This window comes from Croceibacterium salegens (assembly GCF_009827435.1).
Lineage (GTDB): Bacteria > Pseudomonadota > Alphaproteobacteria > Sphingomonadales > Sphingomonadaceae > Croceibacterium_B > Croceibacterium_B salegens.
Window position 1 is genome coordinate 73,648 of the sequence record NZ_WTYM01000057.1, and the last position, 26,204, is coordinate 99,851.

Sequence of the window (26,204 nt, forward strand, 5' to 3'; positions counted from 1 at the left end):
TTTCCTACAGAGGTTTGACGTCCCTAATCGGTTTGGACCTTCCCGATTCGCAAGAGGTCCAACAATGCCCGATCCCACCCCGATCCACACTCCCGCAGGCTATGCTCCCGCCTTCGCCCTTGGCTATTCCGGCTCGGACAGTGCCTTTGCCCTGGTGAGCGACGGCGAGCGCCTGCCAGTCGCCGTCGCCGCCCCACCCCCTCCGCCATTTGAAGGTCAGGCCGCGGCCTCGCAGGTCGCGGGACCGTTCGCCGCGATCGCCGGCCGGGCGATCAGCGTATCGCTCGGCGGGACGTGGTACGGAACCGCCACGCTCCAGCGCTCCAACGATGGCGTTGCGACCAGGCAGGTGCTTCGCGTCGCTGGCCAGCAATGGGCCACCTATTCGGCGTCGGGCTGCGAACAGGCCTGGCTCGAGACCGAGGACGGCGCGACCTTTTATCTCGACATCGAACTCACCTCGGGCACGCTTGCCTACCGGGTGTCGCAATGAGCGCGGTCGACGTCGTCGCCCGCGGTCTCGCCGCCCGCGGACTGGCAGCGAACAACATTGTCACTTCCGGCCCCGACGCGACTGTCCAGCAGGCGCTCGACGGGTACGTTACAAGGGCCGAAATCAAGGCGTTGTCAGCGTCCGAGGGCGCCCGTGCATACCTCGTCGAAGCGGGCCGCGAGGGCGCTTTCGTCTTCCGTTCCGCGGTTCCGCAGGAGCGTATCGTTGCCGACACTCTCGAAGGCCTCTACCTCGTGCCGGATGGCGATCCTTCGGGAGCGAACGGTGCGTGGAGCCGCATCTACGACGGAACGGCCCGCCCGGAATGGTTCGGAGCAGTGGCCGATTTCGACTGGGATACGGAAAGCGGAACCGACTCCGCCCCGGCGATCAACGCCTGCATCGCGCTGACTGGGGGCGCCTTCCTGGCCGGCGACTACTGCGCTCTGTCGCCGATCGAACTCTTCAACGTCGGCGATTGCCTGGTCACGGCCGGGGCCGAGACGGCGCAGGTCTTCGCCATCGCCGGCTTCAACGGGGACGCTGTCGTGAGGCTGCATGAATCACGTTGCTATGCCCGCGGCGTGGTCGCGTGGGTACTGTCCGAAGTGTACGATCCCGCCACGCAGGTAGGTACGCCGATCGACTGTTTCGTCACGACGGGGTCGGTCTATCACCAGTATCTCGTCGATTGTCGCGCGGTTGGGGGGCGACGCGGCTTCTCGCTCGGTGCGCTCGAAGGCAAATTGCGCGGGTGCCATGCAGACAGCAACTTTGACGGATACTACGTCGAGAACTTCGACAACTACCTCAACAACGTGACCGCCAAGGACAGCGTGAATTACGGCATCCATTCCGAGTGCGGGCTGGAAGGCAACAACCTGCACATGGTCCGTTCGGGGCAGGCGGCGCTTTCGCTTTTCAACCAGGTCCCGGTGATGCTCGATGGCGTGTTCATCGACACGCCGGCCAGGGCCGGCATCAACCTCAAGCAGACCAACGGCGCGATAATCAACTCGATCTATTTCACCAAGATGGGCGAAAACCGCTCCTTTGACGGTGGCGCGTCGATCGGGTCAGGCACCACGCCGGACTATGACTGCAACTATTTCAGCTTCACCAATTCGCGCCACAACGTGCTGCGGGGCGGTTACATCGCGGTGCAGAACACCACCACCACGATCGACCGCGGCGGGCACTACTTCGTCAATTTTGCCGACAGCGCCGACGACACGTTGCGTTCGATCGAGAATCGTTTCGAAAACTTCGATACCGCCGATGTCGTGATCGCCAAGAACGCCGGGCAGCGCGACAGCATGCAGGCGAACAAGGTCATCGATTGTCACGGCACACTGTCGAAGTACGACAACGAGGGCCTGTTGTGGCGTAGCGACCAGACGACCTCGATCGCCGCCGGGGCCGGCTTTTCGGCCAAGATGTGGCTCAGCCCTGAGATCAACAGTACCCACGGTTCGCGCTTCGCCATGATCGGGGGCGAATGGCTCGCGCGCGGTTCGGCCACCAACCGGGCTGCCGGCAAGTTCCTGGTCCCGATAGTGAACCCTTCGGATAGCGGTTCGAAGGACGGGGTCTTTACCGCCACCTATGCCAACGGCACGGCGCCTTCGCTGACCCTGACCAACGTCGCCTACAACGCGGCAACGCGGGTGCTAACTTTCGACGTCACCAATACCGGGGCGAGCGGCATCACGCTGGGCATGGCGGCACGGATGCCTACCGAGAACCTCGGGTTGGCCTGATGCGTCAGGACGGCCCGTTGTTCGCGGCGATCCATTCCTCGACGACCGGTGCGATGCGGGTGCGCCACTTGCTGCCGTTGAATATCCCGTAGTGTCCGACATCGCGGGCAAGGAGGTACTTCTTCTTCGCCGGCGGCAGGTGTTCGGCCAGATCCAGCGCTGCGCGGGTCTGGCCGACGCCTGAAATGTCGTCGTTCTCGCCCTCGATCGCCAGCAGCGCTGTATCGCGGATCGCATCGGGATCGATGGGCTTGCCGCGATGGACGAACTTGCCGCGCGGCAGCGAATGAGCCTGGAACACTTCCTCAATCGTCTCGAGGTAGAATTCCGCCGTCATGTCGCAGACTGAGAGATATTCGTCGTAGAACCGCTTGGTCGAGGCCGCGCTCTCGGTGTCGCCGAGCGTCAGGTGTTTGAACATCTCATAGTGGCTCATCATGTGCGACTGCAGGTTCATCGTTATGAAACCGGCGAGTTGCAGGAAGCCGGGATAGACCTTGCGGCCGGCCCCCGGGTAGTTGATCGGCACGGTCGCGATGACGTTGGATTCGAACCACGATAGCGGTTTTTCCATCGCCAGGTTGTTCACGCTTGTCGGGCTGGCACGGGTATCGACCGGGCCGCCCATCATCGTCAGCGAGGCGGGGCGGCAAGGATCCTTGTCCGCGCCCATGATCGCAGTCGCCGCAAAGGCCGGGACCGAAGGCTGGCACACGGCGAGTACGTGCGTGCCTTGGCCAATGAATTGCAGGAACTCGATCAGGTAATCGATGTAGTCGTCGAGGTCGAAATGACCTTCCGACAACGGTACCATCTTGGCGTCGGCCCAGTCGGTGATCCAGACCTCGTGCTTCTCTGCCATCTTCTTGACGGTGCCGCGCAGCAGAGTGGCGTAGTGGCCGCTCATCGGTGCGACGACGAGCAGCTTGGGCGCGCCCTTGGGCAGGCCGACGCGGCGGAAATGGCGCAGGCTGCCGAACGGCTTTTCAAGCACCACCGCTTCGCTGACCTTGTGGCTCTTGCCGTCGACTTCGACTGCGTCGATTCCGAATTCGGGCTTGCTGCGATCCTCGTAGAGATGGGCGAAGACTTCGAGTGCGCTGGCCACAATCGGGCCCATTCCGAAGTAGCCCAGCGGCAGCGCGGGATTGTTCAATATCTTCGCGCTGATAGCAGCCCAGTTGCTGGCCCCGGCCAGCATCGTGCGCTGCATCTCGTAAGTGTTATAAAGCAATGTAGCGTTCCCCTGCTCGCCGTCGGTCTTCCGATCGGCGAAAATTTCACGCTTTACCGTGCAACCAAACGGCCAATGTTGCAATGCGGCATTTGCCCTTCGGGGACAGCGCCGGTCATTCCGCTTCTATCTCGCACCACAATCGGCTAGGCGCGCCGCCATGGCCCGCCGCCCCCAGCGTCCAGACGTCGAGCCCGCCGACAACCTCGGCCCGCTGACCATGATTGCCAAGGCAGCGGCGCAGTATCCGCGGCATGTTGCGCTTGCCCTCGTTTCGCTCCTGGTCACGGCGGCGGCGACGCTGGCGATCCCCTCCGGATTTCGGCTTATTATCGATCGCGGGTTCGCCGCCGGCAGCGATCCGGCCGAAATCGGCCGCTGGTTCCGCTACCTGCTGATGATCGTCATGGTCCTCGCGGTCGGCACCGGCAGCCGTTTCTATTTCGTCTCGACGCTCGGCGAGCGCGTGGTGGCCGACATCCGCCTGGCCGTGCAGCGCAACCTGCTGCGCCAGTCGCCGGGCTTCTTCGAGGAGAACAGCCCGAGCGAGATTTCCTCGCGCATGACCGCCGACACCGCGCAGATCGACCAGGTGGTGGGCACGACCGTCTCGGTGGCGCTGCGCAATGCGATCACGGTGCTCGGCGGGACTGCGTACCTGCTCTACCTCTCGCCGTTGATGACCGGCGCGCTGGTCGCTGTCGTCGTGGTTGTAATCCCGCTGATGGCCATCTTCGGGCGCCGGGTGCGCTCGGTTTCGCGTGAGAGCCAGGACCGCATCGCCGATGTCGGGTCGATGACTTCGGAAGTGCTAGGGGCAATGAAGATCGTCCAGGGCTTCAACCAGGAAGGCCGCGAGCAGGCGCGATTTGCCGCTGCGGTCGAAAGCACCTTCGGCACCGCCCGACGGCGCATTATCCTGCGCTCGCTGATGACCGTGACGGTCATCGCTTTCGTCTTCGGCGCGATCACGCTGCTGATGTGGCGCGGGGCGATCCAGGTGGTCGAGGGCACTCTTTCGGGCGGCACGATCGCAGCTTTCGTCCTCACCGGCATGCTGGTGGCGGGGGCTTTCGGTTCTCTGACCGAAGTATACGGCGACCTGCTGCGCGGGGCAGGCGCGGCGAGCCGGCTCAACGAACTGCTCAACGTCAGGCCCGAGATCGCGCCGCCGACACGTCCGCAGGCACTGCCCGAGCCGCCACGCGGCAGCCTCGCATTCGACCATGTCACGTTCCGTTACCCGACCCGGCCCGAAGTCGCGGCGATTTCCGACTTCACGCTCAATATCGAGCCCGGCGAGACTGTCGCCGTCGTCGGCCCTTCCGGCGCGGGCAAGTCGACCATTTTCCAGCTCGCCGAGCGCTTCTACGACCCGCAGCTCGGCACTATCCGCGTCGATGGCGTCCCGCTCACCGGGGCCGACCCGGCCGACGTCCGCCGCCGCTTCGCGCTGGTCCCGCAGGAAGGTACCCTGTTCGCCGCCAGCGCGCGCGACAATCTGCGCTATGGCGCTTGGGAGGCCAGCGAAGAGGCGATCTGGGACGCCGCCCGCGCCGCCAATGCCGAGGATTTTCTCAAGGCCTTGCCGCAGGGGCTCGACACCTTCCTCGGCGAGGGCGGGGCACGGCTTTCCGGCGGCCAGCGCCAGCGCGTCGCCATTGCCCGCGCCTTGCTGCGCGACGCCCCGATCCTGCTCCTCGACGAAGCGACCAGCGCGCTCGACGCCGAAAGCGAACGGCTGGTGCAGCAAGCGCTCGAACGGCTGATGACCAACCGCACAACCCTGGTCATCGCCCACCGCCTCGCCACCGTGCGTGCGGCGGACCGGATCGTGGTAATGGACAACGGTCGCATCGTCGAACAGGGCACGCATGCGCAGTTGCAATCCGCAGGCGGCCTCTACGCGCGCCTCGCCGCGCTACAGTTCGACGAGGCCGCGGCCTGAAGCCTTCTTTCCGCGATCATCTGGCCGCGGAACCCTGGCGCCCAATAATCTGGCGAGGCGACGCAAGTCGGGTTGACTTGCGCCGCCCTTTCTTCTTGAGCGGCGGCACATGGGACTGACCCTCACCGCAATCCTGCTCGGAATCGTCGAGGGCCTGACCGAGTTCGTGCCAGTCTCCTCGACCGGCCACCTTATCCTTGCCACCGAACTGTTCGGCTACGACGCCGACGAGTGGGCGATGTTCAATGTCGTCATCCAGTTGGGTGCGATCCTCGCGGTCGTCTACCAGTACTGGCCGACGTTCTGGAAAGCAGGAATTGGCGTGCTGCGGCTCGAGCGTGACGGCCTGCTGTTCGCGCGAAATATCCTTCTCGCCTTCGTGCCGAGCGCGATCCTCGGCCTCGCCTTCAAGGACTACATCGACATCATGCTTGGCAGTCCGATGCTGGTCGGCTGGACCCTGCTCATCGGCGGCATCGCCATCCTGGGTATCGAAAAGCTTGCCAAGCCGGACATGGAGCACACCGTGTCCGAGCTTCCCCTGCGGCAGGTCATCGGCATCGGTCTCGCCCAGTGCCTGGCCATGGTGCCAGGCGTCAGCCGTTCGGGCGCCACGATAATGGGCGCGCTGGCGATGGGCGTGAATCGAAAGACCGCGGCGGAATTCTCCTTCTTCCTCGCCGTGCCGACGATGATCGGGGCGACTACGCTGGAACTGATCCAGAAGGGTGAACAGCTTACCGCTGGCCAGATGACGGTCGGCTGGGGCGAAATCGCCATCGGCTTTGTGGTCAGCTTCATCGTCGCGCTGGCCGTGATCCGCGCCTTCGTCGCCTACGTCAGCCGGCACGGGTTTGCGCCCTTTGCCTGGTATCGCATCGTTGTCGGTCTCGCCGCGATCGCTTGGCTGGGCCTGCGCTAGGCTTACCGCACCCTTCGGAACGATAGCCGGTACGGGCGATTGATTCTTCCGAAAGGAGGACCCGCCAGCGCCAAAACGGGCTTGCCATGCATCATCGTGGCCGGGCTCGCCATCGGCTGGCTCTCGGTCGTCGTCAGGCGGATCTATCGCACTCGCGGCATAGTGATCCAGCTGTCCGCAGGCCTCGCCGGGGCGCTGGTCGGCGGGCCGCTGGTTGCCTCGCTGGTGGACGTCGGAAACCTGCTTGCCGGAACCTACCGCATGGCTGCTGTGTTGTTGACGCTGGTAGGTGCGACGGCTGGGGTCGCCGCACTGAACATGCTGGGTCCGGATTTCGCGCGTGGAGGCACGGGACCGGAGGCATGACACCGCTCTTATGGGGCCGGGCATTCCGGTCCTGAAACCAAGGGGAATACGGAATGAAGAAGTTTATTGCGGTCGCTGCCGCCACTGCCCTCGGACTCGGCGTTGCCGCGTGCGACGGCGCCAACGAGAACGCCATGGAAGACGCCGGTGAACAGCAGGCGGAGGTTGTCAACGAACAGGCCGAGGCGATGGAAGACGCCGGCCAGATCACCGACGAACAGGCCGACGCCATGACCGACGCCGCCGAGGACAAGGCGGACGCCATGGAAGAACAGGGCGAGGCGATGGACGAAGCTTCCGGAAACTGATCGATCCACAACGGATCACGCAGGAGACCGGCTCGGGGTTCGCCCCGGGCCGGTTTTCCTTTGGTCTTGCTGGATAGCCCTCAGACCGGGTCGGCGTCGGAACCGCGGCCGCCGCGCAGGTGGTATTCCTGCGTGCCGCGCTGGAGCACGTCGTCGATGTCGATCACCGCGGCATTGGCGTAGGTGAAGCCCGGGTGCAGGTTGCGGTAAAGCCGGTCGAAATCGCGTTCGACCGTCTGCCGGTAGAGGTCCTCGAAGCTTTCGATCACGAAGTAGGTCGGCTGCAGGTCGCTGATCACGTAATCGGTGCGCATGACCCGGTCGACGTTGAGCATGATGCGATTGGGTGACTGTGCTTCGAGCGCGAACACCGCCTCGCGCGGGCCCGAGAGGATACCGGCGCCATAGATGCGCGGCTCGCCGTGTTCGAGGATCAGCCCGAACTCGACGGTGTACCAGTAAAGCGCGCCCAGCGCCTTGAGCCGGTTGTAGCGCATCGCCTTCCACCCGGCCTTGCCGTATTCCTGCATGTAGTCGGCGAACACCGGGTCGGTCAGCAGCGGGACGTGGCCGAACACGTCGTGGAAGACGTCGGGTTCCTGGATGTAGTCGAAGGTCTCGCGGGTGCGGATGAAATTGCCCGCCGGGAAGCGCCGGTTGGCGAGATGCCAGAAGAACACGTGGTCCGGGATCAGCATCGGCACCGGAACCACGCTCCATCCGGTGAGCTTGCCGAGTTCTTCGGACAGGTCGCCGAAATCGGGCACCCCGCCGCGGTTGAGGTGCAGCTTCTGCAGCCCCGCCATGAACGAGCTGCAGGCCCGGCCCGGAAGGATGTCCATCTGCCGCGCGAACAGGTCGTTCCAGATCGCATCGTCGTCGGAAGTGTAGGCCCGCTGCTGCGGCTCGAGCCAGTCTTCGCCGATATGCGGCGGGCGCCGCAGGGGCGCGGTAAAGACTCCCTCGGGTACCGTGGGAATCGCTGAGAATTCGCTGTCGGGTTCGACGATCGTGACCATGGTTTCAGTTGAAACGTCTAGCACGCCGCTGAATTCCCGGCAATTCGCCGCGCTCTCTCAGCTGGATGGTTTGGGTGAAGGACTTGCCGGAGAGCTTGCTTCGGGTTGCGGGACGTCCTGCGGCTGCAAGCGCTGCTGTTCGAGCATCTCGGCCGCTTCGTCGAGCGCCTTGGCCTCGCCGACGCTTACGCCGCCCGGACCGGGGTCGTTGTCGCCCGACCCACAGGCGGCGAGCAGAAGCAGAAACGCGGAGGTGAGGCGGGTCATGTTACCGAGCCGATGACGAACCGGCGGACGGGGCCCGCGCCCCGCCCGCCGGTATCATCGCGTGTCTCAGTTGGCGGCCGAGGCGGCCGATGCGGCGGCGGCCACGGCATCGTTCGCCGCGGCTTCGGCGGCGTCACCCACCGCGGAGGTCGTGTCCGCGACGTCGCTCGAGGCGTCTTCCACGGCGGCGGTCTCGTCGGCGACCGGGGCGGGGACTTCGCTCAACGCCTCGTCGGCCGGCATTTCGACGTTGTCTGCCATCGCATCCTCGGACGCGTCGTCGGCGCTGCCACAGGCGGCGAGCGCGAGGAACGCGGCGGAAGCAATGGCGGAGATCGCGAACTTTTTCATGATAGTGGTACCTCTCGAATTCGCAGGGGACAGTGCACCGTGCAAGGAGCGCGAAGCTAGCGGACGCGGCGGCGTTGGAAAACGTCCAAAATGCGGCTTGTCGCCGGTTTCGCCCAAGCTGCCGATCTGCCACAGCATTTGGCATGGCAGACAGCGGCGCGAACCTGGACCGGGCGAGGGAAGCCCTGCGCACGGTGTTCGGTTTCGAGCATTTCCGCGGTGTGCAGGACGAGGTCGTCGGCCGGGTCCTTGCTAGCCAGCCGACGCTGGCGATCATGCCGACTGGCGCGGGCAAATCGCTTACCTACCAGCTGCCCGCGACCATCCTCCCGGGTACCTGCGTGGTGATATCGCCGCTCATCGCGCTGATGCACGACCAGCTCCGCGCGGCGAGGACCAACGGCATCCGCGCCGCCACGCTGACCAGTGCCGATGCCGACTGGCGCGAGACGCAGGACGCCTTCCGCGCCGGCGAGCTCGACCTGCTCTACGTCGCGCCCGAAAGGGCCAGCCAGCCGGCCTTCCGCGACCTGCTGGCCAGCGCGCCGCTGTGCCTGTTCGCGATCGACGAGGCGCATTGCGTCTCCGAGTGGGGGCACGACTTCCGCCCCGACTATCGCCAGCTCCGTCCCCTGCTCGACTCCTTTCCGGATGTGCCGCGCCTCGCGCTGACCGCAACCGCCGACCACCGCACCCGGGCCGACGTTCTCGACCAGCTCGGCATCCCGGCCGCGGGACTGATCGTCGCCGGGTTCGACCGGCCCAACATCCGCTATGACATTCGCCATCGGCAGGGCGTCGCGGGCCAGCTCGCCTCGTTGATGCGCAGCGTGCCGGGGCCGGGCATCGTCTATGCCCCGACGCGGGCCAAGGTCGAAACGCTGGCGGCGCAACTGGCGCAGGCGACCGGGCGCACCGTGCTGCCCTACCATGCAGGGCTCGAGCCGCAGGTCCGGGCTGGCAACCAGGCCGCGTTCGTGGCCAGCGAGGACACGGTCATCGTCGCCACGATCGCCTTCGGCATGGGCATCGACAAGCCCGACGTGCGTTTCGTCGCCCATGCCGGGATCCCCAAGTCGATCGAGGCCTATTACCAGGAAACCGGGCGTGCCGGGCGCGACGGCGATCCGGCGCAGGCGGTCATGTTCTGGGCCGCGGGCGACTTCTCGCAGGCCCGCCAGCGGCTGGTTGAGGTGGACGAGGGCCGCCAGCAAGGCGAACGCGCGCGGCTCGATGCGCTGGCGGCGCTGGTCGAGACGCCGGGCTGCCGCCGCGCGATCCTGTTGCGCCACTTCGGGGAGGATCCGCCCGAACGCTGCGGCAACTGCGACAACTGCCTCGAAGCGCCCGACGTGGTCGACGCGACCGAGATCGCCCGCAAGTTGCTCAGCGCGGTCTACCGCACCGGGCAGAGCTTCGGATTCGGGCACGTGCAGAAGGTCCTGACCGGGGCCGAGGATGAGCGGGTGCGGCAGCGTGGGCACGACAGGCTCAGCGTGTTCGGCATCGTCGGCGAGGACGAGGCGCGGCTGCTGCAGCCGGTCAGCCGGGCCCTGCAGGCGCGCGGCAGTTTGGTCGCGACCGAGCACGGCGGGCTGATGCTGGCGGGCGATGCGCGGGCGATCCTCAAGGGCGAGCAGGACCTCGTCATCGTCCGTCCGCAGAAGCCCGAACGCGGCGGGCGGCGAGGTCGCAACCAGGCCGCAAACCCGGTCGGCGACCCGCTGTTCGAGGCGTTGCGCGAATTGCGCCGCGAGCTCGCCGCCGAGGCGCAGGTTCCGCCTTACGTGATCTTCCACGACGCCACGCTGCGCGAGATGGCGGCGACGCGACCGGACAGCCTTGCCGAACTGGGGACGCTCTCCGGCGTGGGATCGAAGAAGCTCGAAGCGTATGGAGACGCCTTCCTCGCGGCGATCCGGCGCTTCTGAGGCTCGGCGCCGACGAGAATGCGACGCGCAGACAAGGTCTCAAGGTTCTCACCTGTGACCCTGGGGCCGCCCCTATAAATGATTGATAATACCGCATAATGAGGAAATGGCGCAGGTTCACACCTGGCTGCTTTCGAAAAAAAGCGCGGTTCTCCCGGAGCGCGTGGACGCGGGGATTGGCGCGGCAGATGGATGAGCGGGAGAAGCATGTGGCGAACATAAGCAGAACAGGAGCGTGTAGGAAAGTCGAACCGTCGGCGGGCCCCGATTCCGCTTGAACTCCGCCCAAGGTGATATAAATATGATATCATCTTTAAAAGGAGATTCGTCGTGACAAACGAAAGCAGGGGCATGACCAGGAGCCAGGAAGGCGCGGCCAGTACCTTCAGCGGATACCTCATACTGCTCGTCTTGCTGGTGGCGGTGGTGCTCGCGTGGTTCCTCATCAGGAGCGCGGTGCCGGGCGAGTACGCCACCAAGGCAGCCAAGCTGGCCTTCGCCGGCACGATCCTCGGGTCGATCGGAATTGTCGGCCTGGTGCTCGCCGGATTCTACATGATCCAGCCCAACCAGGCGGCGGTGATCACGCTGTTCGGGTCCTACAAGGGCACCGACCGCACCCAGGGACTGCGCTGGATCTGGCCGTGGATGGGCAAGCGCAAGCTTTCGGTCCGCGCGCACAACGTCCATTCCGACCGGGTCAAGATCAACGACCTGCGCGGCAACCCGATCGACGTCGCCTGCAACGTCGTGTGGCGCGTCGCCGATACCGCGCAGGCGGTGTTCGACGTCGACGACTACAAGGCGTTCGTCGAAATCCAGATCGAAGCGGGACTGCGCACTGTCGGCGCGCGCCATCCTTACGACGACATGAGCGAGGATGACCTGACAACCTTGCGCGGCAGCGCCGAGGTCGTCGCAAGCGAACTGCGCGCCGAACTCAACGAACGGCTTCACGTCGCCGGGATCGAGGTCGACGAGGCGGGCCTGACCCACCTCGCCTACGCCCCGGAAATCGCCGGGGCCATGCTCCGCCGCCAGCAGGCCGAAGCGGTCATCGCCGCGCGCGCCAAGCTGGTCATGGGTGCGGTCTCGATGGTGCAGATGGCGCTCGACAAGCTGAGCGAGGACGACATCGTCCACCTCGACGACGAGCGTCGCGCCAGCATGGTCTCGAACCTGATGGTCGTGCTGTGCGGCGAGCGCGACGTGAACCCGGTGGTCAACGCAGGCTCGCTCTACACCTGAGGACGAGCCGGTGCCGCGCGACAAGAAGGCCTTTCCCCTGCGGCTCGATCCCGCGCTCCACGCGGCGATCGAGCGGCTGGCGGCACAGGATTTCCGATCGGTCAACGCCGAGCTGGAAGTCCTGCTGCGCGAGGCGCTGGAGCGGCGCGGGGTAAAGGTTCCACGGCCGGACCCGCCACGGCGCGGGAGGCCTCCCAAGAATGACGAGGAGTAAGACGATGATTGTCGTACCGACGGTGGCCGCACAGGCCGAAGCCAAGGCGAAGAAGCCGGGCGAAGGCGACCAGCCGCACTTCGTGCTGACGATCCTTTCGGCCATCGTGCTGGTGATCGGACTGGGACTGATCGCCGCCTCGCTGTGAACGGTGCGCACCAAATCTTCGCGATGCGTTAACCCTCTTTCGATATCGCGGGCGCATGGAACTCGCCGCCCAGCCTCCGCTTCACCGGCCTTCGTTGCTCTTGCTGGGCGCGGTTGCCGTGCTGGCTGTGGCCGCGATCCCGCTGAGCGCGCTGTTCGCGCAATCCGCTCCCGCCACCGCTCCCTTCACCGTCGTCGAGACCGGCCAGGGCTTCGCCCGCCTGCAGGACGCGGTCGACGCGATCGGCAACGGCAAGGGCTCGATCGCCATCGTGCCCGGCACGATCCGCCAGTGCGCGGTCCAGAGCGGTGGAGACATTTCCTACCTCGCGGTCGATCCCGGCAAGTCGGTGTTCGACGGCGTGACCTGCGAAGGCAAGGCGGCGCTCGTGCTGCGCGGCCGTTCGGCCGACGTCGCCGGCCTCGTGTTCCAGAACATGGCCGTGCCCGATTACAACGGCGCCGGCATCCGCCTCGAAGCCGGGAACCTGACGGTCGCACAGAGCTGGTTCCACGACAGCCAGCAGGGCATCCTCACCGGGGCCAACCCGCAGAGCCGGCTGGTGATCGACAGCTCGACCTTCACCCGCCTCGGCAACTGCGAGGATTCGTCAGGCTGCGCGCACTCGATCTACACCGGCGAAATCGCCCAGCTCCGCGTCACCCGCAGCCGCTTCGAGGAAGGCAGCGGCGGGCATTACCTGAAGAGCCGCGCCAAGCGCGTCGACGTGGCGAGTTCGAGCTTCGACGATGCCCGCGGCCACGGCACCAACTACATGATCGACCTGCCCAACGGGGCTACCGGCCAGATCAGCAACAACTGGTTCGTGCAGGGCAAGGACAAGGAAAACTGGTCGGCGTTCATCGCGGTCGCCGCTGAAGGCCGCGAGCAGACCAGCGCCGGGCTGTATATCGTCGGCAACGACGCCCGCCTCGCGCCGGGCATCCAGCGCAGCACCGCCTTCGTCGCCGACTGGTCGGGCGACAAGCTCAACCTCGGCGCAAACGCGCTCGGCCCGGGCCTCGCCAGCTTCGAAAAGCGCTAGACGGCCGGAGTTCCGCAGAAGCACACGCGGCTTAATACCTCTCAGGCCGAGGCGTCCTCGTCGTTGTGTTCGGATTCCTCCTCGTCGGCATCGTCTTCCGGATCATCGCCTTCATCGTCGGCGGCGACCTCGGTAACGCCCCAGGCATTGTCGCCGTCGAAGCCGCTGCAGGTTACCACGACGGGGCCCGGATCGAGGTCCGAAGTGTCGAATTCCTCGACCTCGTTCTCGGTGTCGTCCTCTTCGGTTGTGAACAGCAGGCACTGCTCTTCGCCGCCGCCTTCGAGGAGAAGGAGGAATTTCCCGTCCTCGTCGATCCTGCCGTAAAGTTCCATGTAACGTAACTCCTGGACTCGGCCGGCCGAACGATTCGGCCGGACAGGCAGGTTGTGACGTGGTGGTGGGTCAGGCCGATGAAGCTTCCGTGAAACCGTCTGTCACAGAAGGGCCGGCGATCAGCCGAAGGCGCTGGGGTAAGTGACCGTGCCTTGCGGCGCCGGTCCCCTGAACACGATGCGCTGGAAGAATTCGGGCGGCGGGCCGGGATAAACCAGCGCAGGGTCGTGTTCGAAGCCGAAGCGGCCATAGAACGCAGGATCGCCAAGCACGACGCAGCCGTCCCAGTCGCGCCTGACGGCTTCCAGCCCGTGCGCGACGAGCGCGCCGCCGATGCCCTGGCGGCGCCATTTCGGGAGCACGGACAGCGGCCCGAGCCCGAGCCACCGGCGGTGCTCGCCATCGATCCGCACTTCGCTGAACAGGACATGCCCGACGATGCGCTTGAAGCTCGCCACTGCAACCAACGAGGCCTCGGTCTCGCGCGCTGCCACCAGCTTGCCGTAGATTGCCGCCTCGCGGCCGCTGGCATGCGGTGCGTCGGCGAAGGCGCCCGAGATGATGCGCGGGATGCGCAACTGGTCCATCCCCTGTTCGCCGCGGATCGTGATGCCCTTCACAGCAGGTGCCCTGCCTCGTCGCGCTTGGTGGTGAGGTAACGCGCGTTGTGCGGATTGGCCGGCAGCGCATGCGGCACGCGTTCCGCCACCGTCACCCCCGCCGCCTCGAACGCGGCGACCTTGGCCGGGTTGTTGGTCATCAGCCGGATCGTGCGAACGCCGAGCAGATCGAGCATCCGTGCGGCGACCGGGAAATCGCGCGCCTCTTCCGGAAGGCCGAGGCGGCGGTTGGCCTCGAGCGTGTCGAAGCCCTGGTCTTGCAGGCGATAGGCACGCAGCTTGTTGACGAGGCCGATGCCCCGCCCTTCCTGGCGCAGGTAGAGCAGCACGCCCCAGCCGCCGTTCGCGGCCTCCTCGGCCATGGCCGCCAGCGCGGCGTCGAGCTGCGGGCCGCAGTCGCACTTGAGGCTGCCGAACACGTCGCCGGTCAGGCATTCCGAATGCAGGCGGACCAGCGGCAGGCGCTCGGCGCTGCGTTTGCCGATAACCAGCGCGACGTGCTCGCGCATGTCGTCGGGACTGCGGAAGGCGACGACCTCGCTTTCCTCGCTGGCGAAGGCGGGAAGCTTCGCACGCGTTGCGATGGCGAGCCGCGAAGTGTCGCGCCATGCGGCGAGGTCCTCGACCGACACCGCGACGGCGGCTTCGGCGGGTTCGGGTGCGACGAGGAAGGCGGGAAGGATCCCGGCGAGAAGCGCCAGTTCCATCGCCGCTTCGGCCTCTTCGCGCCACGCCAGCGCCTCGGCGCGGAACGGGCCCTTGAGCGGGGCATCGAGATCGAGCGCCGGGTCGGCGATCGGGCGTGCGGCGGCGAGATCGATCGGATCGGCGGCGCGAATCAGCACCGGGGCGTGCGGGTCGGCCGCCTCGCGCTGGTTGGCAAGCTTGAGCGTGGCGGCGCGGGCCGCGGATATGAGTGCGAGGTTCGACTGCGCCGCAGCGGGAAGCGCCGTCTCGACCGGCAGCAGCACCGGTCCCGTGCCGACCTGCAACGGCCAGCCATGGCGCAAAGCGTCGATCGCCTGCGCCGCGCGCCGGGAGGGCGCCAGCTGGCTCAGAGGTCGAGCTCCGTCACGATCGGCACATGGTCGCTCGGCTGTTCCCAGCGCCGGGTTTCCTCGACGAAGCGGTAGCTCTTCGCCTGCGGCGCAAGGTCTGGGCTGGCCCAGATGTGGTCGAGCCGCCGCCCCTGGTCCTTCTGCCGCCAGTAGCTGCGGTACGACCACCACGAATAATTGCGCTCCGGCGCGGGGATGAAGGTCCGGCCGATGTCCTGCCAGTCGTGCGCCGCCTGCAGCGTGCCCAGCGTCTCGACTTCGACCGGCGTGTGGCTGACGACCTTGAGCAGCGCCTTGTGGTCGTAGACGTCGCATTCGAGCGGGGCGATGTTGAAGTCGCCGACCAGCAGCGCCGGGTAGTCGACCTTCTCCGACCAGCGGGTCATGCGTTCGAGAAAGTCGAGCTTCTGGCCGAACTTGGGATTGGCCTCGCGGTCGGCAATGTCGCCGCCGGCGGGGATGTAGACGTTCTCGAGCACCAGCCCCTTGCCGGCGCCCTGCAGCTCGACACCGACATGGCGCGCTTCGCCGTTGTCCTGCCAGTCGTGGCGCGAGAACTCGGTGAAGGGCACTTTGCTGACCGTGGCGACGCCGTGGTAGCCCTTCTGCCCGTGGATCGCCTGGTGGGTGTAGCCGATGTCGGCCAGCGCCTTCGCCGGGAACTGGTGCGCCTGGCACTTGATCTCCTGCAGGCACAGCACGTCGGGCTGCTCCTGCTCGGCAAATTTGACGACCTGGTCGATCCTGAGGCGAACCGAGTTGATGTTCCAGCTGGCTATCGAAATCATGGCGCTGGATTAGGGAGCGCGGCGCGGGGCGGCAAGGCGCAGTCCCACAATAAAAAACCCCCACCGCGGGGGCATTGCGGTGGGGGTTCGTTTTGAGCGTTCGTCACGCTTACACAAGCCGGCGTTTTCGAGGCTGGGGCAACAGGGGGGAAACCCGCCTCCACCGACTTGATGGGTTAACCCTAAGCCCGAATGGCTTGCTGCCTCATGAATGGCCCGTCGCAGTTTGTCGCACGACGGAGCCAAATGCCGCCGAACCGTTCAGCCCGGGCGACGAGACGAGCGTCGTGGGTCGCGAAACTTGAACGCGGAATCCGGCACCGCGACGCCGTATTTCTGGTTCGTCAGCCGCACGACGGTGCGCTGGTTCTGCGCGTCGATCTGGACCCAGTTGGCCAGTTCCAGTCCGCCCGGGGCCGCGGCGTTCTTGATCATGATCGCGGTGAAAATGCCGTATTCCGGCTTTTTCGGATCCTTGACCTCGACGCTGAACACGTTGGGATTGCCGGTCGGAATCAGCTTGCCGTACTTCTTCACGTCGCGGCTCGGGTCGAGCAGCGCGCCAAGCGGCGAGTTCTTGATCGGGTAGCGCTGGACCTGGTTGACCTCGTAGTCGACGAAGGTCAACGAGCTGCCGTCCGACACTACGAGCATGTTCGTGCCCTTGGCGTATTCGAAGCGGATCTTGCCCGGGTTCTTGAGCGTCAGTTCGCCGCGCAGGGTCCGGCCCGACCGGTCAGTTTGGGTGAAATCGGCCTTGAGCGTCGAAATCCCGCGCAGCGCGGCGACGACCTGGTCGAGCTGCGTCGAATCGTCCGCGGCAACGGCAGGCATCGCCGGGGCGAGCAGCGCGGTGGCAGGCAGGGCAACGGCAAGCACGCCGGCAATCGCGGCGTGCAGCGGCTTACGGGTGAAATAGGTCAAGTGTGTCATGCTCCCGAATATCGATACGGGGCATTGAACCGGCTGTGAACCCTTGGGGTTCCCGCCGTTCAGGATCACTTGATCTTGGCTTCCTTGAACTCGACGTGCTTCTTCGCAACCGGGTCGTACTTGCGGAAGGACATCTTCTCGGTCTGGTTGCGCGGGTTCTTCTTCGTCACGTAGAAGAAACCGGTGTCGGCCGTCGAGTTGAGCCGGATCTTGATGGTTGCGGGCTTCGCCATCGTTCTATTCCCAAATCTGTCGTGAGGGCAGCGAGCCCCGAAATACCAAGGGCGGCACGCATGGCCGCCCATCCGGGCGCGCCATTGCGTCAGGCGAGGGCAAAAGTCAAGGCAAACCGGTCCTTCGAGACGGGCCTTCGACCCTTCGACAAGCTCAGGGGCTCAGTCCCTCCTCAGGATGAGCGGAACTGAACAGAACCCCGCTCATCCTGAGGAGCGGCTGAGGAGGCGACGTGGCCGCCGTCCCGAAGACGCGTCTCGAAGGACCTACCACTCCACCTTGCCGCGATTGGCCTTCACGGTGCCGCGCGCCTTCTTCGACTTGATGCGCTGTTCCTTGCCGACCCGGTTGAGCCGCGACTTGGCGCGCGGCTTGGGCGCGACGTGGGCCTGCTCTACCAGTGCGGCGAGCCGGTCGCGGGCATCCTCGCGATTGGCCTCCTGCGTACGGAAGCTGCGCGCGGTGAGGACGATCTCGCCGGCGTTGGTCATTCGGCTGCCCGCGAGCCGCTTGAGCCGGGCGTAGACCTGCGGCTGCAGGCCGATGGCCGTGGCGTCGAGGCGGACCTGCACCGCGGTCGCCACCTTGTTGACGTTTTGCCCGCCGGGGCCGGAAGCGGCGATGAAGCTCTCTTCGGCCAGCGCGAGCGCGCGGGCCACGGCCTCGTCCTTATTCATCGCCGAAGCCCAGCGCGGCGAAGTCGGCGGGCAACGGCGCGGTGGCGACGATCGGGGGCTTGCCCTCGCGCGGCACTTCGAGACCGGCGGCGTGGAGCATCGTGCGCGCCGCGCCCTTCCCGTCGCCATAGACCGGGTCGCCGAGTAGCGGGATGCCGATCCCGCTCGCGGCATGGACGCGGATCTGGTGGGTGCGGCCGGTCTCGGGCCGGAATTCGACCAGCGTCCGGCCACCCGATTCGGCCAGCACTTTCCAATGGGTCAGCGAGGGCTTGCCCTTCTTCGCCGGGATCATCCGCCAGCCCTTCTCGGCGCTGCTGATCTTGCTGAGCGCGAGTTCGACCGTGCCTTCCTTGTCCTCCGGCACCCCGGCGAGCACGCCGAGGTAGCGTTTTCCCACCTGCCGCTCCTCGAAGGCGCGGGCGAAGCGCTTCAGCGCCTTGGAATTGCGCGCCAGCAGCAGGCAGCCCGAGGTGTCGGTATCGATCCGGTGCACCGCAATCGGCGCGCGCTGGAAGCCGAGCTTGAGTTCGTCGAGATGGTCTTCGAGCGACTTGCCGCCCGCGCGCGGCTTCTCGATCGGCAGCCCCCCCGGCTTGTCGATGACCAGCGCTTCGCCGTCCTCGTAGAGGATCGGGATGGTCATTGCTCAAGGTAGCCTTTGAAGATGAGGGTTTCCGCCAGAACCACGACGCCACTGACTGCGAGGCCAAAGAACATGACGAGCAACAAACCTGTTGGCCCGATCCTGCCGTGGGTCGGACCGAGAATGGCAGCGAGCGACAGGATGTATGCGAGCAGCAGGCATAGCGGAGCCTTGTAGCGCCAGCGCACCCGCGGAAACCGCGAAGCGAGCAGGGGCAAGCCCACCGACAACGCGATCAGGCTGCCCCAGAATATCCGTCCGGGCGTCACGCGAGCGCCCCGGCGATGCGCTTCATGGCTTCTTCGAGCACTGCATCGTCGGCGGCGAAGCTGATGCGGAAGCCGTTCTTGCCGCCGAAGGCGCTCGCGGCGACGACCGCGACGCCGTGGTCGAGCAGGTGCAGGGCCAGCCTGGAGTCGTCAATGAAGCGCTTCATCAACGGTGTAGCATCGACGAAAACGTAGAACGCTCCGTCCGGAACGGGGCAGGACAGGCCGGGAATGGCGTTAACCGCCACCACGACCATGTCGCGCCGCTTGCGGAACCGTTCGCGCCACTCGTCGAGGAAGTCCTGCGGGCCCTCGAACGCGGCCACGGCTCCGGCCTGGCTGATCGAGGCCGGGTTGCCGCTCGAATTGCTCTGCAGCTTGCCCATCGCCGAAATGAGCCACGACGGCCCGGTGGCGACCCCGATGCGGAAGCCGGTCATGGCGTGGCTCTTGGACACGCCCGAGACGGTGCAGATGCGGTCGGCGAGGTCGGGGCACAGGTTGGCCAGCGTGGCGTGCGGCTGGCCGGTGTAGATCAGCGGGGAATAGATGTCGTCGCTCAGCACCAGCACCTGCGGGTGGTGGCGCAGCACTTCGCCGATGCCCTTGAGCATCTCCGCCGGGAAGACCGCTCCGGTCGGGTTGCCGGGGCTGTTGAGCATCAGCCACTGGGTGCGCGGGCCGATGAGCGATTCGACTTCGCCGGGGTCGAAGCGGAAGCCGTGGTGCGGGTGGGTGCGCAGCGGCACGACCTTGCCGCCGCAGAAGCGCACCATCTGCGGGTAGCTGACCCACCACGGCGAGGGGATGATGACCTCGTCGCCTTCGCTCAGCGTTGCCGCCAGCGCCTCGAAGATCGCCTGCTTGCCGCCCGCGCTGACGATGACGTTGGCCGGGTCGGTCTTGATGCCGAGATCGCGCTCGAAATGCAGCGCCGCGGCCTTCTTGAGCCGCATAGTACCGGTGACCGGCGTGTACTTGGTGTCGCCCGCGTCGAGCGCCGCCTTGGCCGCCTCGATGACATGCGCCGGGGTGGCGAAATCGGGCTCGCCGACCGAGAGCGAGATGACGTCGCGGCCCTGTTCGCGCAGTTCGGTCGCGCGGTCGGTCATCGCCGTTGTCGGCGAGGCCTCGATGCGCTGGATCGCGGCGGAAAGGTGCGGCTGGCTCATGCCAGCAGCCTCGCGGCAAGCAGCCCGCGCGTGGCGTTGCCGATGAAGAACCCGCCGGCAAGGTCGTCGAGCGTCAGCTCGGCCTCCTCGGCGCGGCCGTCCTCGATCAGGATGCGGCGCAGCACACCGGGTAGCAGCCCGAGCGAGGCGCGCGGGGTCAGCAGCTTGCCGCCGCGCTCGACGAAGACGTTGCTGATCGTGCCCTCGGTGACGAGCCCGTCGTCGCGCACCAGCAGCGCCTCGCCCGCGCCATGGTCCTTGGCGACTGCCATGGCCGCTTCGTAGAAGCTGCGGTCGGTGGTCTTGTGGCGCAGCCGCCAGTCGCCCGGCACCACCGGAAGCGGCAGCGCGATGCACGGCACCGGGCCGGCGGAGAGTTCGGGCAGCGGGGCAGCTTCGAGCGCGGTCTCGCCGTCGCGTGAGAGCAGCAGGCGCACCTTGGAGGGCGTTTCGATGGCGAAGCACAGCGCCTGGATGCGGTTGCGGGCATCGTGGCGGTCGAACGAGAATCCGAGCTCGTTGGCGCTCGCCTTCATCCGTTCGAGGTGCAGTTCGAGCAGTTCGATGCCTTTCTCGGGGTCGAACTTCATCGTTTCGATCAGGTCGTGGCCGCCCGCCTGCCCGCGCACGAAGCCGCCCTTGACCAGGCATTCGCGCCATTCCTCCATCCCGTCGCTGTCGGCGACGATCGCCCCGCCGACGCCGAGGACGACGTGGTGCTTGGCGTTCTCGCCGGGGGTCAGGCGGATGGTGCGGATGCCGACGTTGAAGGCGGCGTCGCCATTGGCGGAGATGCGTCCGATAGCCCCGCAATAGGGCCCGCGCGGGTCGCGCTCGACCTTGTCGATCAGCTCCATCGCGCGGATCTTCGGCGTGCCGGTGATCGATCCGCAGGGGAACAGCGCGCGGACCATGTCCATCGTCCCGCGTCCTTCCTGCAGGTCGGCATGCACGGTCGAGGTCATGGTGTGGAGAGTCGGATAAGTCTCGACCGCGAAGGGGTGCTCGACGCGCACGCTGCCGGCCCTGGCCACGCGGCTCAGGTCGTTGCGCATCAGGTCGACGATCATCAGGTTCTCGGCCTTGTCCTTGACCGAAGCGGCCAGTTCGGCGGCGAATTCGCGGTCTTCGGCTTCGGTCGTCCCGCGCGGGCGCGTGCCCTTCATCGGCTTGACCTTGGCCCTCCCGCCCTTGAGCGAAAAGAACAGTTCGGGGCTGAACGAAAGCAGCCAGTGATCGCCGTCGAAGATGAGCCCGCCATAACCGGCGTTGGCCGCCGGGCGGATCGCCTTGTACAGGGCCACCGGGTCGCCGCGCGCGGCCCCGGCGAGCGGGAAGGTCAGGTTGGCCTGGTAGATGTCGCCGGCCCGGATCGCTTCCTGCAAGGTGTCGAAAGCGGCGAGATAGGCGCCGGTCGAGACCTGCGGTTCGAGCGGACCGATCGAGGTGCGGCCGCTGCCCGTTCCGGCGCGCTGGTCGAGCCATGCGGGTACGTCGGTCGCCGGGATGGTCTTCTCCTGGTCGAACAGCGCCAGCCACACCAGCGGCCCGTTCGCCCCGGTGCGGTCCGTCACAAGCGGCATCAGGCGTTCTTCGAGCGCCAGGCCCGCTTCGTAGGCGATGTAGCCGGCGAGGTGGCCGCCGGTCATCGCCCGGGTCGCCTCGGCCTCGGTCAGCACGCGCGCAACATCCTCCGCGCGGCGGGCCACGAAGATTTCGGTCGGATGCTCGAACAGGTGGGCGTCTACCGCGCTTTCACTGCGGGCATCGTCGAGCAAGATGAACGGTTCGCCGGACGGCATCGGCCCGCTCTAGCTTCTGTAACCGTAATGTCTATCGCTTGACCGTGCGCGGCGCGCTGCGCCACACCTTGGACAAGGCAGGGCGAAGGGAACTGATATGGCCGCGATTTTCCTCGGATTGGCGGAGAACGGGGAGCGCGAGTCGCTCGAACTGAGCCGCGCCAACCGCCATGGACTGATCGCCGGGGCGACCGGGACCGGCAAGACGGTGACCCTGCAGGGCCTCGCCGAGAGCTTCTCCGCCGAGGGCGTTCCGGTCTTCGTCGCCGACGTGAAGGGCGATCTCTCGGGCATTTCCATGCCCGGTTCGCCCACCTTCAAGCACGCCGATGCGCTGGAAAGCCGGGCCAGGGAACTGGGCATGGACGACTATGCCTATTCGGATAACCCCGCGGTGTTCTGGGACCTGTTCGGCGAACAGGGCCACCCGATCCGCACGACGATTTCCGAAATGGGCCCGCTGCTGCTCGCCCGCCTGCTCGACCTCAACGAGACGCAGGAAGGCGCGCTCAACGTCGTCTTCCGCTCGGCCGACGAGCAGGGCCTTCTGCTGCTCGACCTCGAAGACATGCAGGCCATGCTCGCCGACTGCGCGTCGCGCGCCGACGAGCTTTCGGCGAAGTACGGCAACGTCACCAGGGCGACCATCGGGGTGATCCAGCGCCAGTTGCTCAGCCTCGACAGCCAGGGCGCGGCGATGTTCTTCGGCGAGCCGGCGCTGGAGATCACCGACTTCATCCGCACCGACGAGAAGGGCCGGGGCGTGATCAACGTGCTCGCCGCCGACAAGCTGATGCGCAGCCCCAAGCTCTACGGCACCTTCCTGTTCTGGCTGCTCGCCGAACTGTTCGAGGTGCTTCCCGAGGTCGGCGACCCGGACAAGCCCAGGCTGGTGTTCTTCTTCGACGAGGCGCACCTCCTGTTCGACGATGCCCCCAACGCGCTGCAGGACAAGATCGAGCAGGTCGTCCGCCTGATCCGCTCGAAGGGCGTGGGCGTCTACTTCTGCTCGCAGAACCCGATCGACGTGCCGGAAAAGGTCGCCGGCCAGCTCGGCAACCGGGTGCAGCACGCCCTGCGCGCCTTCACCCCGCGCGACCAGCGGGCGATCAGAGCGGCGGCAGAGACGTTCCGCATCAATCCCGACCTCGACGTCGAGAAGGCCATCACCGAACTGCGGGTCGGCGAAGCGCTGGTCTCGACGTTGATGGAGGACGGCGCGCCCTCGGTGGTGCAGCGCACGCTGATCAAGCCGCCGCGTAGCCGGCTGGGGCCCATCGACGCCAAGGAGCGGGCGATCATCCAGTCGATCAGCCCGTATGCGGGAAAGTACGACGAGCGGATCGACCGCGAGAGCGCCGAAGAGGTGCTGGCCCAGAAGGCACAGGACGCCGCCGCTACGGCGGAGGAAGTGGCCGAGAAGGGCCGCGAGGAAGTCGGCAAGCGCGAACGCAAGTCGACCTCGCTGTGGGAGAAGGCGACCCAGCGCGGGATGAGCGCAGCCGCCGGTTCGGCCGCCTCCATCGCCGCCGCCGCGATCCTCGGCAAGAAGTCGCGGGCCAACCCGATGAAGTCCGCCGCGACCTCGGTCGCCGGCACGATCGCCACCGAATTCGGCGGCGGCCTTGCCGGGCGCTTCGTGCGCAACCTTGTCGGCGGGCTGATGCGCTAGCCGCGCATCGCCCGCCGAAGCATCAGCGTGAAGCCAGCCAGGCGCCGAGCTGCTCGCGGATCCGCGGGTAGGTGGCGAAGCGGTTTTCCATCCCGGCGATAGTCCGGTTGACCGAAACGCGTTCGTTGGCCGGGTAGCTGTCGCGCAGCGCCTTGACCTTCTCGAGCATCGCCGGATCGTCGCTGCTCGCCCCGAGGCGCGGGTAGAAGCCCGAACGCGACGAATCGTCGAGCATCGGGTCGATCTGGGCCTTGTGCGCAAGCGCGAACTCGTACGCCATGTCGGCATGGTTTGCCGCGACGCGGGTCAGGATCCGCAGGCCTTCGTCGGGCTGGACGTCCTTGCTCAGGGCTAGTTCGAGCGCCTTCATCGCCAGCGCATCGTCCTTCGGTGCGCCGATGTACGGGACCAGCAGCTTGCGCTCGACGCTGTCGGTCGAGGCCAGCGCATAGCGGCGCAGGAATTCCCAGTCCTCGGCCGTCGCGTTGCGCGCGACGATCGAGAGCCAGGTGCCCTTGAGCTCGCCGTCGAGCGCGGTGCGGTCCTTGGCGAGGAGCGCAAAGCGTCGCCGGGCCTCGGCCACGACGGCCGGATCGCCCATCTTGCCGAGGTCGCCGATCAGCTCGGCGCGCAGGCTCGCGTCCGACAGCGATTCGCCGGGGCGCGAATCGAAGCCGAGCGCGGCGAGGCGAGGCGAGTAGGTGTCGTGGACCAGCTTCGCCAGCGTCGCCTTGCGGCCTTCGTCGTTGAGCACGTCGTAGAGCGAGGACCACTGCGAAACCGACGTTTCCACGACCATCGGGTTGGCATTGCCGGGGACCGCCAGCAGCATGTCGAGCGCCGGGTCGTAGTCCTGGTAGGAGGCCGCCGCGAGCGCGAGGTTGTCGCGCACCAGCCCGAGCTGGTCGCGCGGCGCCATCGACGGCAGGGCGGCGGTCAGCTGCATGAGCATGTCGTGCGAATAGAGCGTGCGGAAATAGCTCAGCTGGCCGCCGTTGACGTTGACCGCGCCGCAGCCGGGCAGGTCGATGGTCGTGGTGCCGTCGAGCACCAGCGGATGCTTCGAACCGTCCGCGGCGATGATCGTCATCGGGACGAGCCAGTGATTGGGCTTGGCTGCCACCTCGGCCTGCTGGTCGCGGCTGAACTGGCCCTGCTTGAAAGTCAGGCTGGTGCGGCCGTTGGCGCAGGTGACCGAGGCGGTCACCAGCGGAACGCCGGACTGGAGCGTATAGCCCTTGGCGATGTCGACCAGGCCCTTCGCGCCGGCCTGCTCGACCGCGCGCCACAGATCGTCGGTCGTCGTGTTGCCGTAGGCGTGGGCCTTCATGTAGCCGCGAATGCCGTTGCGCCAGGTGTCCTCGCCGACGAAGTCCTCGAACATGGTGAGGATCGTCTCGCCCTTCGAATAGGCGATCGAATCGAACTGCTCGTCGGCTTCGCTGGCGGTCTCGGAGGTGAGCACGATCGGGTGCGTGGTGCGCATCGCGTCCGCCCCCATGGCGGCTTCGCGCGAATTGATCTTGCCCACCTGGGTGTTCCAGTCGGGACGGAACTTGGCCGTCGCCTTGGATTCCATCCAGCTGGCAAAGCCCTCGTTGAGCCAGAGGTCGTCCCACCACGCCATGGTGACGAGGTCGCCGAACCACTGGTGCGCCATTTCGTGGGCCAGCGCGGTGTGGATGTACTTGAGCTTGTCGGGGCTGGTGGTGCGCGGGTCGACCAGCAGGTTGTCCTCGAAGGTGAAGATCGCGCCCCAGTTCTCCATCGCGCCGAACTGCTGCGAGCTGCCCGGCATGCCGATGTTGTCGAGCTTGGGGAGCGGGTACTTCACGCCGAAATAGTCGTTGTAGTACGGCAGGACTTCCACCGCTTCGTCGAGCGCGTAGCGCGCCGTTTCGCCGCTGCCGGTCGGCGAGACGATGCCGACGCTGGTGCCGTCGACCGTCTGCGCGAGGCGTTCGAAATCGCCGACGCCGAAGAACAGCAGGTAGCTCGACATCTTCGGCGTGGTGGCGAAGACCACCCGCTTGGTGCCGTCACCCAGGTCGGTCTCGCTGGTCACCGGCATGTTGCTCAGCGCCATCTGGTCCGCGGGGACAACGGCGGAAACGTCGAAGGTCGCCTTGTACGAGGGCTCGTCGAACATCGGCGCGAATTCGCGGGCGTCGGGAATCTCGAACTGCGTGCCGAGCGCGCGCTTGGATTCGCCCGTTTTCTTGTCGGGGTAGTCGAGCGCGAAGAAGCCGCTGGGCTTGCGGCCGATCGGCCCGCTGTAGGCCACCGTCATCCGGTAATCGCCCGCGCCGATGGCTTCGGGCGCGGTGAAGATCGCTGTTTCCTTGGCTTCGTCGTAGGAGACCTGCAGCGCGATCGCCTTCCCGCCGGCCTGGGGCACGATGGTCGCGCCGGAAACGGTCAGGCCGACCGAGTTGAGGGTGATCGTCTTGCTCGGTTCGAACACCGCGAGGTCGATCACCACGGTCCCGGTGAAGGTCAGGTTCTCGGCGTCGGGAACGACTTCGATCGCGTAGTGCGACGGGCGGGCGTTGCGCGGGAGTTCGCTGGTAATGGAGGACGGAAGCGGTGCCAGCGAGGGCCCGGTCGGGGCCGCCTGGGCAGAAGGAACCGTGGCGCAGCCTGCAAGCAAGGCGGCGGCACTGACGGCGGTAATAAAACGCATGCGATGTCCCGAAGTGATTTCTTGTGTAACCGGCGGCGCTTACCAAGCCGGCTCGCGGCT

General features: G+C 66.5%; 28 protein-coding genes. 12 read left to right on the top strand and 16 right to left on the bottom strand.

Annotated elements, in window-relative coordinates; all coding sequences use genetic code 11:
- Positions 1 to 64 precede the first annotated feature (64 nt).
- A complete protein-coding gene (locus GRI89_RS14530) occupies positions 65 to 493 on the top strand; it encodes a hypothetical protein (RefSeq protein WP_159797210.1) in 429 nt (142 codons plus the stop codon).
- The gene (locus tag GRI89_RS14535; protein ID WP_159797213.1) at positions 490 to 2,253 is read left to right on the top strand and encodes a hypothetical protein; all 1,764 of its coding nucleotides are present in this window, start codon (positions 490 to 492) and stop codon (positions 2,251 to 2,253) included. Before GRI89_RS14530 ends, GRI89_RS14535 begins: the two co-directional genes overlap by 4 nt.
- Positions 2,254 to 2,257: 4 nt before the next feature.
- Here GRI89_RS14535 and GRI89_RS14540 read toward each other — a convergent pair whose 3' ends face one another.
- On the bottom strand, positions 2,258 to 3,487 hold the full coding sequence (locus GRI89_RS14540) for a polyhydroxyalkanoate depolymerase (protein WP_159797216.1): 1,230 nt from the start codon (positions 3,485 to 3,487) through the stop codon (positions 2,258 to 2,260).
- Between the two features lie 160 nt (positions 3,488 to 3,647).
- Here GRI89_RS14540 and GRI89_RS14545 point away from each other — a divergent pair, with 160 nt between their 5' ends.
- From GRI89_RS14545 to GRI89_RS14560, 4 genes are all read left to right on the top strand, one after another.
- Entirely contained in the window at positions 3,648 to 5,435 is a 1,788-nt protein-coding gene (locus tag GRI89_RS14545) for an ABC transporter transmembrane domain-containing protein (RefSeq protein WP_159797219.1), read from the top strand.
- Between the two features lie 109 nt (positions 5,436 to 5,544).
- Positions 5,545 to 6,357 (top strand): undecaprenyl-diphosphate phosphatase, encoded by an 813-nt coding sequence (locus tag GRI89_RS14550; RefSeq protein WP_159797221.1) that lies wholly within the window; start codon positions 5,545 to 5,547, stop codon positions 6,355 to 6,357.
- A 96-nt stretch (positions 6,358 to 6,453) separates the two neighbouring features.
- Positions 6,454 to 6,723, top strand: a complete 270-nt coding sequence (locus tag GRI89_RS14555; protein WP_159797223.1) for a hypothetical protein — start codon at positions 6,454 to 6,456, stop codon at positions 6,721 to 6,723.
- A gap of 53 nt (positions 6,724 to 6,776) precedes the next feature.
- Positions 6,777 to 7,031: a hypothetical protein gene (locus tag GRI89_RS14560; RefSeq protein WP_159797225.1), complete on the top strand. Its 255-nt coding sequence runs from the start codon at positions 6,777 to 6,779 to the stop codon at positions 7,029 to 7,031.
- A gap of 80 nt (positions 7,032 to 7,111) precedes the next feature.
- Here the strand turns inward: GRI89_RS14560 and phhA are convergent, their stop codons facing one another.
- The 3 genes from phhA to GRI89_RS14575 form a co-directional block, all read right to left on the bottom strand.
- On the bottom strand, positions 7,112 to 8,050 hold the full coding sequence (gene phhA / locus GRI89_RS14565; RefSeq protein WP_159797347.1) for a phenylalanine 4-monooxygenase: 939 nt from the start codon (positions 8,048 to 8,050) through the stop codon (positions 7,112 to 7,114).
- 57 nt (positions 8,051 to 8,107) lie between these two features.
- The gene (locus GRI89_RS14570) at positions 8,108 to 8,317 is read right to left on the bottom strand and encodes a hypothetical protein (RefSeq protein WP_159797227.1); all 210 of its coding nucleotides are present in this window, start codon (positions 8,315 to 8,317) and stop codon (positions 8,108 to 8,110) included.
- Positions 8,318 to 8,383: 66 nt separating this feature from the next.
- A complete protein-coding gene (locus GRI89_RS14575; protein ID WP_159797229.1) occupies positions 8,384 to 8,668 on the bottom strand; it encodes a hypothetical protein in 285 nt (94 codons plus the stop codon).
- A gap of 143 nt (positions 8,669 to 8,811) precedes the next feature.
- Here GRI89_RS14575 and recQ point away from each other — a divergent pair, with 143 nt between their 5' ends.
- From recQ to GRI89_RS14600, 5 genes are all read left to right on the top strand, one after another.
- Complete coding sequence (gene recQ, locus GRI89_RS14580) at positions 8,812 to 10,599, top strand: DNA helicase RecQ (protein WP_159797231.1); 1,788 nt, start codon at positions 8,812 to 8,814, stop codon at positions 10,597 to 10,599.
- A gap of 330 nt (positions 10,600 to 10,929) precedes the next feature.
- Positions 10,930 to 11,847 (top strand): SPFH domain-containing protein, encoded by a 918-nt coding sequence (locus tag GRI89_RS14585; RefSeq protein WP_407924982.1) that lies wholly within the window; start codon positions 10,930 to 10,932, stop codon positions 11,845 to 11,847.
- 10 nt (positions 11,848 to 11,857) lie between these two features.
- Complete coding sequence (locus GRI89_RS14590; protein ID WP_328598278.1) at positions 11,858 to 12,061, top strand: toxin-antitoxin system HicB family antitoxin; 204 nt, start codon at positions 11,858 to 11,860, stop codon at positions 12,059 to 12,061.
- A gap of 4 nt (positions 12,062 to 12,065) precedes the next feature.
- The gene (locus tag GRI89_RS14595; protein WP_159797233.1) at positions 12,066 to 12,209 is read left to right on the top strand and encodes a hypothetical protein; all 144 of its coding nucleotides are present in this window, start codon (positions 12,066 to 12,068) and stop codon (positions 12,207 to 12,209) included.
- A 55-nt stretch (positions 12,210 to 12,264) separates the two neighbouring features.
- The gene (locus tag GRI89_RS14600) at positions 12,265 to 13,254 is read left to right on the top strand and encodes a right-handed parallel beta-helix repeat-containing protein (RefSeq protein ID WP_159797235.1); all 990 of its coding nucleotides are present in this window, start codon (positions 12,265 to 12,267) and stop codon (positions 13,252 to 13,254) included.
- A 41-nt stretch (positions 13,255 to 13,295) separates the two neighbouring features.
- Here GRI89_RS14600 and GRI89_RS14605 read toward each other — a convergent pair whose 3' ends face one another.
- The 11 genes from GRI89_RS14605 to pabB all read right to left on the bottom strand — a co-directional run bounded on the left by GRI89_RS14605 (position 13,296) and on the right by pabB (position 21,789).
- Positions 13,296 to 13,589, bottom strand: coding sequence for a hypothetical protein (locus tag GRI89_RS14605; protein ID WP_159797237.1), 294 nt, complete (start codon positions 13,587 to 13,589; stop codon positions 13,296 to 13,298).
- A gap of 120 nt (positions 13,590 to 13,709) precedes the next feature.
- Positions 13,710 to 14,210: a GNAT family N-acetyltransferase gene (locus GRI89_RS14610; RefSeq protein WP_328598279.1), complete on the bottom strand. Its 501-nt coding sequence runs from the start codon at positions 14,208 to 14,210 to the stop codon at positions 13,710 to 13,712.
- A complete protein-coding gene (ribA, locus tag GRI89_RS14615) occupies positions 14,207 to 15,229 on the bottom strand; it encodes a GTP cyclohydrolase II (protein WP_328598284.1) in 1,023 nt (340 codons plus the stop codon). Before ribA ends, GRI89_RS14610 begins: the two co-directional genes overlap by 4 nt.
- Before the next feature lie 35 nt (positions 15,230 to 15,264).
- Positions 15,265 to 16,056, bottom strand: a complete 792-nt coding sequence (locus tag GRI89_RS18075; RefSeq protein WP_235913424.1) for an exodeoxyribonuclease III — start codon at positions 16,054 to 16,056, stop codon at positions 15,265 to 15,267.
- A gap of 261 nt (positions 16,057 to 16,317) precedes the next feature.
- Positions 16,318 to 16,989 (bottom strand): LolA family protein, encoded by a 672-nt coding sequence (locus GRI89_RS14620; protein ID WP_159797241.1) that lies wholly within the window; start codon positions 16,987 to 16,989, stop codon positions 16,318 to 16,320.
- A 65-nt stretch (positions 16,990 to 17,054) separates the two neighbouring features.
- On the bottom strand, positions 17,055 to 17,222 hold the full coding sequence (gene rpmG, locus GRI89_RS14625) for a 50S ribosomal protein L33 (RefSeq protein ID WP_159797243.1): 168 nt from the start codon (positions 17,220 to 17,222) through the stop codon (positions 17,055 to 17,057).
- A gap of 267 nt (positions 17,223 to 17,489) precedes the next feature.
- Complete coding sequence (gene arfB, locus GRI89_RS14630) at positions 17,490 to 17,900, bottom strand: alternative ribosome rescue aminoacyl-tRNA hydrolase ArfB (RefSeq protein ID WP_159797245.1); 411 nt, start codon at positions 17,898 to 17,900, stop codon at positions 17,490 to 17,492.
- Positions 17,893 to 18,546, bottom strand: coding sequence for an RluA family pseudouridine synthase (locus GRI89_RS14635; RefSeq protein ID WP_159797247.1), 654 nt, complete (start codon positions 18,544 to 18,546; stop codon positions 17,893 to 17,895). The genes arfB and GRI89_RS14635 overlap by 8 nt, the downstream gene beginning before the upstream one ends.
- On the bottom strand, positions 18,543 to 18,815 hold the full coding sequence (locus tag GRI89_RS14640) for a hypothetical protein (protein ID WP_159797249.1): 273 nt from the start codon (positions 18,813 to 18,815) through the stop codon (positions 18,543 to 18,545). The genes GRI89_RS14635 and GRI89_RS14640 overlap by 4 nt, the downstream gene beginning before the upstream one ends.
- Positions 18,812 to 19,987 carry a pyridoxal phosphate-dependent aminotransferase gene (locus tag GRI89_RS14645; protein WP_201290947.1) on the bottom strand — a complete coding sequence of 392 codons (1,176 nt, stop codon included), beginning with the start codon at positions 19,985 to 19,987 and terminating at the stop codon, positions 18,812 to 18,814. Before GRI89_RS14645 ends, GRI89_RS14640 begins: the two co-directional genes overlap by 4 nt.
- Entirely contained in the window at positions 19,984 to 21,789 is a 1,806-nt protein-coding gene (gene pabB / locus GRI89_RS14650) for an aminodeoxychorismate synthase component I (RefSeq protein ID WP_159797251.1), read from the bottom strand. The genes GRI89_RS14645 and pabB overlap by 4 nt, the downstream gene beginning before the upstream one ends.
- 97 nt (positions 21,790 to 21,886) lie before the next feature.
- Here pabB and GRI89_RS14655 point away from each other — a divergent pair, with 97 nt between their 5' ends.
- The gene (locus GRI89_RS14655; RefSeq protein ID WP_159797253.1) at positions 21,887 to 23,461 is read left to right on the top strand and encodes a helicase HerA-like domain-containing protein; all 1,575 of its coding nucleotides are present in this window, start codon (positions 21,887 to 21,889) and stop codon (positions 23,459 to 23,461) included.
- A 22-nt stretch (positions 23,462 to 23,483) separates the two neighbouring features.
- Here GRI89_RS14655 and GRI89_RS14660 read toward each other — a convergent pair whose 3' ends face one another.
- On the bottom strand, positions 23,484 to 26,144 hold the full coding sequence (locus tag GRI89_RS14660) for a M1 family metallopeptidase (RefSeq protein ID WP_159797255.1): 2,661 nt from the start codon (positions 26,142 to 26,144) through the stop codon (positions 23,484 to 23,486).
- Positions 26,145 to 26,204: the final 60 nt, after the last annotated feature.